At 65.1% G+C, this 11,257-nt stretch carries 6 protein-coding genes; all 6 read right to left on the reverse strand.

The features are described 5' to 3' along the window. Nucleotides 1-15 precede the first annotated feature (15 nt). Complete coding sequence (locus HT102_RS04710) at nt 16-1,128, reverse strand: MBL fold metallo-hydrolase (protein ID WP_192038438.1); 1,113 nt, start codon at nt 1,126-1,128, stop codon at nt 16-18. A gap of 86 nt (nt 1,129-1,214) precedes the next feature. Then, a complete protein-coding gene (locus HT102_RS04715; protein ID WP_192038247.1) occupies nt 1,215-3,224 on the reverse strand; it encodes a P-loop NTPase family protein in 2,010 nt (669 codons plus the stop codon). Between the two features lie 238 nt (nt 3,225-3,462). After that, nucleotides 3,463-6,663, reverse strand: a complete 3,201-nt coding sequence (locus HT102_RS04720) for a type I restriction endonuclease subunit R (RefSeq protein ID WP_192038248.1) — start codon at nt 6,661-6,663, stop codon at nt 3,463-3,465. 57 nt (nt 6,664-6,720) lie between these two features. Continuing rightward, complete coding sequence (locus HT102_RS04725) at nt 6,721-7,905, reverse strand: restriction endonuclease subunit S (RefSeq protein ID WP_192038249.1); 1,185 nt, start codon at nt 7,903-7,905, stop codon at nt 6,721-6,723. After that, nucleotides 7,905-9,530, reverse strand: coding sequence for a class I SAM-dependent DNA methyltransferase (locus HT102_RS04730; RefSeq protein ID WP_408611303.1), 1,626 nt, complete (start codon nt 9,528-9,530; stop codon nt 7,905-7,907). Before HT102_RS04730 ends, HT102_RS04725 begins: the two co-directional genes overlap by 1 nt. A 123-nt stretch (nt 9,531-9,653) precedes the next feature. Then, nucleotides 9,654-11,060 (reverse strand): amidase, encoded by a 1,407-nt coding sequence (locus tag HT102_RS04735; RefSeq protein ID WP_192038250.1) that lies wholly within the window; start codon nt 11,058-11,060, stop codon nt 9,654-9,656. Between the last annotated feature and the right edge of the window lie 197 nt (nt 11,061-11,257).

Genomic DNA, 11,257 nt, shown 5'->3' on the forward strand with positions numbered 1-11,257 from the left:
TAGCCGCAACGACCCCTAGCCGCAGCGCAGCCACCAGCGATCCGTCGGCAAGGGCTTGACCATATCCACCCGCTGCCCCGGCCGCGGCACCACCACCCGCGCCCCCGCGGCCTCCGACGCAGCCTGCAGACGCACCATCGGATCGACCCACGAATGGAACGCCAGGTTGAAGGTCCCCCAATGCACGGGAAGCAGAACACCCCCGCGCGGCGCCGTCAGATCGCCGTGCGCCCGCACCGCCTCCTCCGGATTCATGTGCACATCCGGCCACTGCTCCGCATACGCGCCCACCGGCAGCACCGTCAGATCGAACGGCCCATGCTCGGCACCAATGCGCGCGAACTCCGCCATATAGCCCGAATCACCACCGAAGAACACCCGGTGCCGCGGGCCCGCGAGCACGAACGACGACCACAACGTCGTATTGCGCGACAGGCCCCGACCCGAGAAATGCCGCGCCGGAGTGCACGTAACCTCCACCGGGCTCGACTCCCCCACCGTCGTCGACTCGTTCCAATCCAGCTCCGTGATCCGATGCGACGCCACGCCCCACGACCGCAGATGCGCCCCAACGCCCAACGGAACAATGAACCGCACCGGCTGCGCCGCCGCGATAGCCCGCACCGACCACTCATCGAGATGGTCATAGTGATCGTGCGAGATCAGCACCGCGTCCAGCTTCGGCAACTGGCCCACCCGCACCGGCACCGGATGGAACCGCCGCGGCCCCATAGCCTGCGAGGGCGACACACGATCGCTCCACACCGGATCCGTCAAGAACCGATGCCGATCCACCTCCACCAACGTCGACGCATGGCCCAGCCACGTCACCCCTAGATCAGCCGCCACCGCTGGAGCTAGCGGCACCAGCACCGGGATCGGCCGCGACGGCGAGCCCTCCGAGCCCCGCCGCGCCATCGCCTTCACCAGGTCAACCACCTGCTCACGCGAGAACGCCGACACCGGCTCCAAGTTATGGAAGCGACCATCCCGGAAATGCTCAGAACCAGCGGTATAGGGCCTGATCCTCGCGCGCGAGGCACCCGTGGCCCGCGCTATCCGAGCCGAGGCAACCGCCCCGGCCGCCGCGCTAGCAGTCAACGCTCCACCGAGCGCAATGCGTCGAATCACACTGCCACTCTATGACGATCAGCGCCCGCGCGCCCACCGGGAGCAGGGGCGGGTCGGGGGCGGCGCGGGGCGCGGGGCGTGCCCTACCGCACAGCGATCCCTAGGTCCTTCGCGGTGCGACGCACGATATCGCGGATCTCGCCGAGGAGCTCGTTGCTGTTGCGGTCCTGCGGCTCCTCCCCCGTCGAGCCACCTGCCCTGGCAGCGGTAGCACCGGGGATGGGTGCGGCATGCTCATAGATGTCGTCCTGGATCCTGCGGGCCCGCTCGAAGGTGGAGCCCTTGCCCGCGAGCCAGTAAACGTCGAGCCACTGCGCCTCGTGATTGTCCAGGATGCGCGTGGTGACGAGGTCGAGGAGGTCGTTGCCGAGCTCCTGCATGTACTCGTCGTAGAGGTTCTGCGCGTCGGCGCTGGTGGGTTCTCCGGCTGACCACGCGGCGGGGTGCTGAATGGCTTTGCCTAGCTCGTCGAGGAGCATCCGGTGGAGGTCCGCGATGGGGCGCAGGTGCTTGTACTCGGTCTCGGAATTCTCGGCGAGGCGTCGGCTGAGCGCTTTCACTGTCCCCCAGTGCGCCCTGTCCACGCCTTCCGCAGCCTGGATGCCCAGGAGGGCTTTCCACTGGTGGTGAAATCGGGCGATCCCATCCCGCACCGCGATGATGGCATTGGCCTCGTCATAGATCGGCCGGGTATCAGCGAGGGTGGGTCGTCCGCCACTAGACGCGAGCTGCTTGATGAGATCCTGGAGCGATTCGATGGTCTCGAAGTGCTCGTCGTCGTTGAGGGTGTTCTGGAGGCCTCCGAGATAGTAGGTGTTGTTCCGGATGCGCTCGACGAGCGGCTGCACGGCCGCCTCACCAAGATCCTGCCGGATCGCCCGCACCACTCCGAGGCAAGGGTTGACGACGTGGCGCTGGCGGTCCTCGAGGGTGGGAAGGTTCTCGCCAGCAACGTGGTCGAAGTGGGTGAAGCCGAGGAACAGCTTGCGGCCGTGACCACTGCGGACGAGCGCCTGCATGAGGGCCGCTGGCGCGGCCTGCATGGGTTGCTGCGCGTTGTCCACGAGCAGCACGGCGTCGGCTTCAGCGATCTGGCGGCTGACCTTGACAGGGATGCTCGCGGAGGAGCTCTGGACGTGGCCGAGACCCTCGGTGTCGAGCAGGATAAGGGGAATCTCGTTGCCGTCGTGCCAGGTGGGGGCGAACGGGCCGCTGACCCGCACTCCGCTGACGAGCGGGGTGAGCAGTCGTCCCCATCCGGGCTTGGCGATGCTGGTGAGGCGCTTCAGCTCGGCGATGAGCTGCTCGCGGTTGTTGGTGGCGAACGTCCAGGAGGCGGGCCAGCCAAGCTCGGTGTGGAGCTCGCCCCGGGGGATCAGGCCGGTGCGGGAGAGCATCGCGCCAACGAGTTCGTCCGCGAGGCTGGCAAGGGCTTCGTCAGCCCGGATGGCAGCCTCGAGCTCGTCGTCCACACGCTCGCTGAGCGGGCGGTCATCGTCGTCATCGGGCTCCGCGGCGAGACGGTCGCGCAGTTCCGCTCCGATGGCCCGAGCGCGTTCGGTGGTGAGGTCGAGAACGGTCGCGATGAGGGTGTTCGTCGGGTCGAGGTCGAGCTCACCGAGCTCCGCCATGCCACGCGTGGGGCGGGCGGACCGCGAGGGGGCGAGCAAGTCGGTGGCGAGGTCGTCGGCAGCGACCTCCCGCGCGGGGCCTTCGCCGAGCGTGTACTTGAACCTGAAGCGCTGCTCGGGATGCTCGAGCAGCGCACGCTGGAGATCGGTACGGTCGTCGCCCCGGTGCGCAGCGAGCGCAGCCTCGACAATGCAGTCGCGGACCTGCTCGACGATGTACCCACGCTCGAAGAAGGTCACCACAGCCTGATAGGGACCAGGCGCCAGGATGATCTCGGTGTCAGCGATGGTGGTTCGCGCAGTGGAGGTGGTGGGGAAGCTCTCGCGCGAACTGCCGCCGATGAGCTGGCGGATGAGGGTGGATTTCCCCGATCCGGTGGTCCCAAGGAGCAGCACCTTGCGGTACTCCTCGCCCTCGGGGAAGGGAAGGATGCGGTCGCGAAGCTCGCGGGAGTTAATCATTGGATCTCCTAAGTTGTTTACGCGGACGAAGGGCAAGGGGGACGATTCAACCACACGATGCCGACAATTCGGATACTCGCAGGTGTAAGCGGGTGTTCAGAGGCAGATATGTGGGGGCCGCTCGGCCTGCGCCCTGCGGTTGTGTGCGGTTTTGCACCCTCGGACGGCCGCGCAAGGGTGCATTCGGTAACACTTCCGGGGGCGCGGGGGCACGCAGCGGGGGCAGCGAACCCAGCAGCTACCCGCCCGCCCGGGCGCTAGCGAGGCGTGGCGCCATTGTTTCCATTTGCTGCATGACAAGCTTGATAGCCTCGGGCTGCTTGTCGGGAGGGTACTTGTAGATGACGAGGAGCCGCTTGATGGAGGAGCGCAGCTTGGCGCGGACGTCCTCGCGCACGGTCCAGTCGGTGCGCACGTCTCGTTGCATGACCTTGACGAGGTCGCGGGCGATCTTGGCGAGGACGTCGGTGCCTTGGATATCGACCGCGGATTCGTTCTGGGCAACCGCGTCATAGAACGCCAGCTCGTCCTCGGTCAGCTCCGGGGTGAAGTCCTTGCCCCGATTCGCCTCGCTGGCCACTTCCTTGGCCATCTCGATCATCTCGGCGATGACCTCGGCGGCGGTGAGCTGCTGGTTGGTGTAGCGGCGCATGAGCTCGTCGATGCGGTCGGAGAAGTCGCGCTGGCGGACGATGTTGTGGCGGGTGACGTGCCGGGCTTCCTCGGCGATGCCCTTGCGCAGTGCTTCGATGGCGAGGTGGGGGTGGGAGGCGTTCTTGGTCTTGGTGATGTAGTCGGGGTTGAGGTCGTCGAGGCTCGGTCGGGGGATGCCAGCGGCGTCATAGATATCGATGACGCCGTCGGTGTCGGTGGCGGTGGCGATGAGCTCGCCGAGCTGGCGGGCGATCTCCTCGGGGATGGGCTCGCCGGCGGCGGCGCGGTCCTCGGCGTCGAACTTGGCCATCCAGACGCGCACTTCCTCGTAGAAGCGCACTTCGCGCTGCACGGCGGAGAGGTTCTGGGAGCCGCTGCAGAGTGCCCAGGCGCGGGAGAGCTGGCGGGCGAGCTGCCGGTAGCGGTCGGCCACCGTGGTCTCGTCACCTGCGGAGCTGCGCGGTTCGCGGAGCCATTCGACGGTGCCCATGACGGCGTTGGTCCAGCACTTGGGGCCTCCGTCGGCGAGGCGGGCTTTCCAGTCGTGGTCCTTGAGCAGCGCACGGAGCTGGTCGAGGAGTGTTTCGGTGAGCGCGATGGCTTCGTTGATGTCCTTGCCGACGGGCTTCTCGGCGCGGTCCTTGGCGGTGTATTCGGCGAGGGCCTTGTGCAGGTTGTCGACGAGCGGGGCGTACCCGACCATGAGGCCGTCCTGCTTGTCGCGGAAGGTGCGGTTGACGCGGGCGAGGGTCTGCATGAGCAGCGCGCCCTTGAGCGGCCGGTCGAGGTAGAGGGTGTGCAGGGGTGGGGAGTCGTAGCCGGTGAGCATCATGTCCTTGACGAGGACGATCTCGAGCTCGTCGGCGGGGTCCTTGAGGCGGGCCTTGATGGCGGCGTTCTCTCCGTCGCGGCGCACGTGGTCGGAGATGGGTGGCTCGTCGGAGGCAGTGCCGGAGTAGACGACCTTGATGCGGCCCTGGTCGAGCGCGTCGGCATGCCAGTCGGGGCGGATATCCACGATGGCGCTGTACAGGTCGGCGCAGATCTTGCGGGTGGAGCACACGATCATCGCTTTGCCATGCACTGGCCGCTCGCCAGGTTGGCTGAGGAACTTCCGCATGACGATGCGCCGGTTCTCCCAGTGCGCCACGATGTCCTCGGCGAGAGCGGCAAGCCGCTCGGGGGCACCGTAGACGGCGTTGACAACGGCGACGGACTTCTCGATGCGGTCGCGCTCGGCATCGTCGAGACCGGCGGTGGCCTCGTCGGCGGCGGTGTCGAGCTGCTCCTGGGTCACACCCTCGGCGAGGGTGACCTTGACCAGGCGGGGCTCGAAGTAGACAGGTACGGTGGCGCCGTCCTCGACAGCACGGGTGAGGTCGTAGACGTCGATGTAGTCGCCGAACACTTCGCGGGTGTCGCGCTCGGCATCGGAGATGGGGGTGCCGGTGAACGCGATGAGGGTGGCGTTGGGCAGGGCGTCCTTGAGGTGGCGGGCGTAGCCGTCGAGGTCGTCGTAGTGGCTGCGGTGGGCCTCGTCGACGATGACGATGATGTTGCGCCGATCGGAGAGCTGCGGATGCTCCTGGCCGGAATCACGCTCCTCGAGGGAACGCCCGAACTTCTGCAGGGTGGGGAAGAAGATGCCGCCGGTGGCGATGTCCTGCAACGAGGAGCGCAGCTCGGCGCGACGCTTGATCTGCTTCGGCTTCTCGGGCAGCAGCAGGCTCTGGTCGAACGCGGCGAACAACTGGCCGTCAAGCTCGTTGCGGTCGGTGATGACAACGATGGTGGGGTTAAGCAGCTGCGGATGTCTCGCCACGAGGTTCGCGTACAGCTCCATTTCCATCGACTTGCCGGATCCCTGGGTGTGCCAGACCACACCGGCCTTGCCGTTGGAGCGGACGGCCTGCACGGTGGAACCGACAGCCTTGGTGACGGCGAAGTACTGGTGCGGCTTGGCGATTCGCTTGACCAGCCCGTCCCCACCCTGATCGAACGCGGTGAAGCTACGGAGCAGTTGCAGGAAACGTTCCTGGTTGTACAAACCATCGAGGGCCACATCGAGGCTGGTGGCGGCATCACCGGATTCGGTGAGCGCGCCCGGCTCGACGGGCTGGCCGTTGTCATCGACGTTCCACGGCGAATAGTGGTTCAGCGGCGTGAACGGGGTGCCGTACTTGGTGATGACGCCATCCGAGATGAGCGTGAACACACAGAACCGGAACACCAGCGGGAACTCACGCACATAAGTGCGGAGCTGGGCATGCGCAGACGCGACAGTGGCGTTCTCGTTGCTCGCGCGCTTCAGCTCGACAATGCTGACGGGCATGCCGTTGCAGTACAGCACCACGTCGAAACGGCGCTCATGCTCGGCGGTACGCACGGTGACCTGATTGACGACGAGCCAATCATTATCGCTCGGCTCGCTGCTGACCAGCCGGATCGTCGGATTATGCTCCTGCCCATCCGCATCGAAATACGACACCCCGCGATAGCCATCGACGAGGAACGTGTGGATGCGATGATTCTCCGCGATCGCATCCTGTGACTTCGGCGTCACCACCTCCGCCGCCGCCTGCTTGAGATGCTGCGCGGGCACACCCGGATTGAGTTGCTGTATCGCCGCGAGCAGGCGCGACGGGATCACCGCATCCGCCCAATCCTCCCGCTCCCCCGACCCCGGAGCTACCTCATCCGCCCCCGCCGGACGCCAATCCAATCCGCCCAGAGTATCCAGAACAGACTGCTCCCAATCAGCCTCAGACATTCCGTAGCGTGTCATCGGGATCCTTTCGGGGGGTGGGGGGCAATGAGAGCAGGAAGATCGGACGAACGGTAGCTAGAACAGAGTCGCAACCTCACGTTCGACATCCTTCACCCGGATACGGCCCGACATCAGGGCGGGGAGGAGGGTGTCGCGAGTGGTGGCTAGGGTTTGGTTTTCGGCACGAGCGCTTGCTGCTGCAAGACACAGTGCCGTCACTGAATCCGCCACCTCGCCTGGCAAAGCACCTGGATCGATCACGTCTGTATCCAAGAGATCCGCAGGACGGACGCGTTGGTGGCTCCCCGACGTTCCAGCCACCTTGCCCTGGAGAGCGGTGGAAAAGTCTGGTTGCCGCAAGATCGACCACAGCACTGACGTCGTGGATGTCTCCGGCTCTAGCACCAAGAACTCCGTAGAGGCCAGAGCGTCCGGCCCGTGACCATCGCTAATATTCCATACCCGGGGAAAACGGGGATTGAGCTTGGAAATCAGCACGCTCGGATTCTCCACCAGATACTTGGAACTCTTGATGGCGATCGGTTCCACTTCTTCAGGGGCACCATTAGCATCGAACGCGGGGAGACTGTAGTGGCGCACACGCACAACATCGAGAGTCGTTGGATCGACCGAAAGCTTCGCATGACGAACCACAGAGCCCAAAGGAACACGTGCTCCCCCGCGACTTCCGACCAGTGCGACTGCCAACTCCTCCGCCGTCTCCGCGAGCTTCCGGTTCGCCGCGATCTTGTCGTCGAGCGCGCCAAGCACCTCAGCGATGGCTTGCTGCTCGGGGAGAGGTGGGATACTAATTAAGATTTCCTGCATCTGATCCGTGTTCAACCGCCCAGTACCATGCCCAGCCTCGTCAACCAGGCCGAGAATGTATTGAGTCTGCGACTTAATGGCATACGCAAGATAGATTGGAGATACCACACTTTTGGCGACAAGAGCCTTGCAGTCCTGACCAAAAGCCACTTCACGCTGAGTAATTCCGACACGGAACTCCGTTTTCAGGCTCATTCCTCGGACAACAAAAATTACTGTGCCCGGGCCCACGAGCCTGGAACCATTCGCAGCGCCTAGACTTGTAAGCATCCTTTCCGAACTCTCGATTCGGAAATCTTTAAGGCTACCGGATCCAATCCAAGGTATGTTGCCGCCCCAATATTCAGGCTCACTGGTGCGCGGCGTACCCCCGGAGAGCCAGCGCGCAACGTCGCCGAGCGACATTTCTTTCCAACCTGTCAGCTCCCCCATCAAATCCTCCCCAGCTGCTCGCGCACGACCGCCGCCAACCGCTCGGATTCCCCAAACTGCGCGAACAGTTCCTTCTTCAACCGGGCGATCTTCTCGTCGATGGGTTCGCCGTCGTCTTCGATCTCGGCGGCTCCGACGTATCGTCCGGGTGTGAGGGCGTAGTCGGCGGCTTTGATGTCGGCAATGGTGGCGGACTTACAGAAGCCAGCCACGTCTTCATACGAAAGGCCCTCGGCGACGGCGGAGTCGGATCCGCGCCAGGCGTGGTAGGTGCTGGCGATCTTGGCGATGTCGTCGTCGGAGAGGGCGCGCTCGGCCCGGTCGATCATGTAGCCGAGGTTGCGGGCGTCGATGAACAGCACTTGGCCTGCGCGGTCGGTGGCGCCGCTGCTCTTGTTCTTGGCGAAGAACCACACGCACACGGGGATGCCGGTCGAGCGGAAGAGCTGGGTGGGCAGGGCGATCATGCAGGAGACGAGGTCGGCCTCGACGATGCGGGCACGAATGTCGCCTTCGCCGCTGCTGTTGGACGACATGGAGCCGTTGGCCATGACGACGCCTGCGCTGCCAGCCGGCGAGAGCTTCGCGAGGATGTGCTGGATCCACGCGTAGTTGGCGTTCTTGATCGGCGGCACGCCGTAGCGCCAGCGAGGGTCGTTCTCGTTGCGCGACCAGTCCTTGATGTTGAACGGCGGGTTGGAAATCACGTAGTCGGCGACGAGGTCGGGGTGCAGGTCACGGGCGAAGGTGTCGCCCCACATCGATCCGAGGTTGCCGTTGAGCCCGTGGATGGCGAGGTTCATCTTCGCCATGCGCCAGGTGCGCTCGTTGAGCTCCTGCCCGTAGACGGAGATGTCGGAGCCCTCTTTGTTGTGCGCTTCGAGGAACTTCTCGGCCTGCACGAACATGCCACCCGATCCGCAGCAGGGGTCGTACACGCGCCCGCCGGTGGGTTCGAGGCCCTCGACGAGGACGCGCACCACGCTGGCGGGGGTGTAGAACTCGCCGCCGCGCTTGCCCTCGGCGCGAGCGAACTTCTCGAGGAAGTATTCATACACCTCGCCGAGCAGGTCGCGGGCCTTGGAGACGCCGTGGCCGGTGAAGCGAGCGTTGTTGAACAGGTCGATGAGCTCGCCGAGGCGGCGCTGGTCGACGTTGTCGCGGTTGTAGATGCGCGGCAGTGTGCCGTCGAGCGCCTTGTTGGCGCCCATGAGTTCCGCCATGGCGGTGTCGATGATCTCGCCGATGGACTTCGGCGGCTCCCCTGCCTCGGCGGCCTTGCCCTTGGCGTGCTTCGCGAGGTATCCCCAGCGTGCTTCGGCGGGAACCCAGAACACCCCGTGGCCGATGTATTCGTCGGCGTCGTCGATGATCGCGTCGATCTGTTCCTCATCGAGGCCGTCGGCTTCGAGCTCGGCGGTGATCTGTGCGCGCCGCTCGGTGAAGGCATCCGAGACGTACTTGAGGAACACCAGGCCGAGGATGACGTCCTTGTACTGGGATGCGTCCATGGATCCGCGTAGCTTGTCCGCGGCCTTCCACAGGGTCTCCTTGAGCTCCTTCATCGTCGATGCCGCTGCGGGGCTGGTGGTATCGACGGTGGTGGCGCGCTTTCTCGGTGGCACAGGTGGTTCCTCTCGGTGGGGCTTACGCCGCTACCCTAGCGCGATGCCGGTAAGCGCTCTTGAGGCGGTTCGATAACCCGGTTATCGGCGTTAACTAACTGCGAAGCGCACCACCAGACCGGATCACAGGGTGGGCGGCTCCCACACGCCGAGCTCGCGAGCTACGCGAAGGCAGAGGTGATCGTTGCCCGGTGCCGCGACGACCTGGACCCCGATCGGTAGCCCGTCGCTATTCATCCCCAGCGGTACTTGGGTCGCAGGGAGGCCGAGGAAGTTGAAGACAGTTGTGTTGGCGACGCTCCATGGGCGGAGATAGGTGCCGAAGTGCTTCGGCGCGACCCGAGGAAATGGCGGGTACAGCACAACCCCATCTCCCAAAGTTTCCGCAATATGATCAGCTGCATGGTGCGCTGCACTGATCAGCCGGCGCACGCTCTTTGTCCGCACCCATTTGACCGGTGCAGTCTCAGTCAGGTTGATCACGGCCAAGGGCGAGCTAGCGAGGTGGTGCACGAGTCGCCGCTTCCGCAACTCCGGCAGCCCCATGATCTCGGCCAACGTCGCCGCGAAATCCATCTCGCCCGCGACAGTGGCCAACGCATATCCCATAGCCCTGCGCATGCGTGGCAACTCGAGCTCAGAAACATGCGCCCCGGCACGGTCCATCTGCGCCGCGGCACGCAGTCGCGCCTGCTCGATCTCGGGGCTCGCCTTGTGCGCCGCAGAATGCACGGCAACGTACACATTGAGGCCGGTGAGCGACACATCATCGGGATTGCCAAGCGGGACATCACTCATGCCCGAGTGCGATTCGTGGGGGCCCGAGATGGCTTTCAGCGCCGCATAAAGGTCCTCGGCATGGTGAGCGATGGGCCCGAGCTGGAGCGCATCACGGATCCCGGCAGTCATCGGAAAATGGCCAGTGTTCGGTACCAGACCAGGGGTGGGAAGGTGCGCGAAAATGCCATTGAACATGGCAGGGATGCGGAGCGAACCGCCCAGATCCGACCCCAGCCCGAATGCCGCGCCGCCAATCGACACGGCAACCCCGTCGCCGCCGGACGAGCCACCGGCAGTGCGCCGGGGATCGTAGGGATTGCGGGCGATACCGTACAAGGGATTGTGCGTCTCCACCCAGAACAGCGGCCCCGCCGAGTTGGTTCCCGCGAGGACAATGGCCCCCGCTTCCTTGATCCGCGTCACGATCGGTGCGTCAGCTTCGGCGCGCAGCGTCCTCCTGTGGTGGAACCCGCCCGCGTGAGGCATACCTTCAACCGCGATCAGTTCTTTCACCGTGACCGGCACACCGAGCAACGGCGGCAGCTCCTCCGGCGAGCCCGAACTGATTCGAGCGTCTGCGGCATCGGCCTCGGCGCGCGCGTAATCGAAGCGAGGCTTGGCCAGCGCGCCGAGGCTCCGGCCGCGCTTCAACACGGCGATGTGGGCCTCCACCGCGTCGCGGGCACTGATCTGCCCAGCCTTGATCGCGGCAGCCAGTGCTACGCCAGAAATTCGCGTGGGATCGATCATTCTTACGAACCTACGCATGCCCTTGCCGGAAGGCACGTTTTCCCGCCAGATGGCGAGGGCCAGGCGGGCGAACCTCCGTGACCAGACCCCGGTCGTGTGCGATTTCGCACCCTCGCGTGGCCGGATGTGGGTGCACCAGGTAACACTTCCGAGGCCACAACACGGGGCACGAGCCCAGGACCCGGGGCGAGAAGCCA

Origin of the sequence: Lolliginicoccus lacisalsi (genome assembly GCF_014841105.1) — a bacterium.
In the GTDB taxonomy this organism is placed as follows: Bacteria; Actinomycetota; Actinomycetes; order Mycobacteriales; family Mycobacteriaceae; genus Lolliginicoccus; species Lolliginicoccus lacisalsi.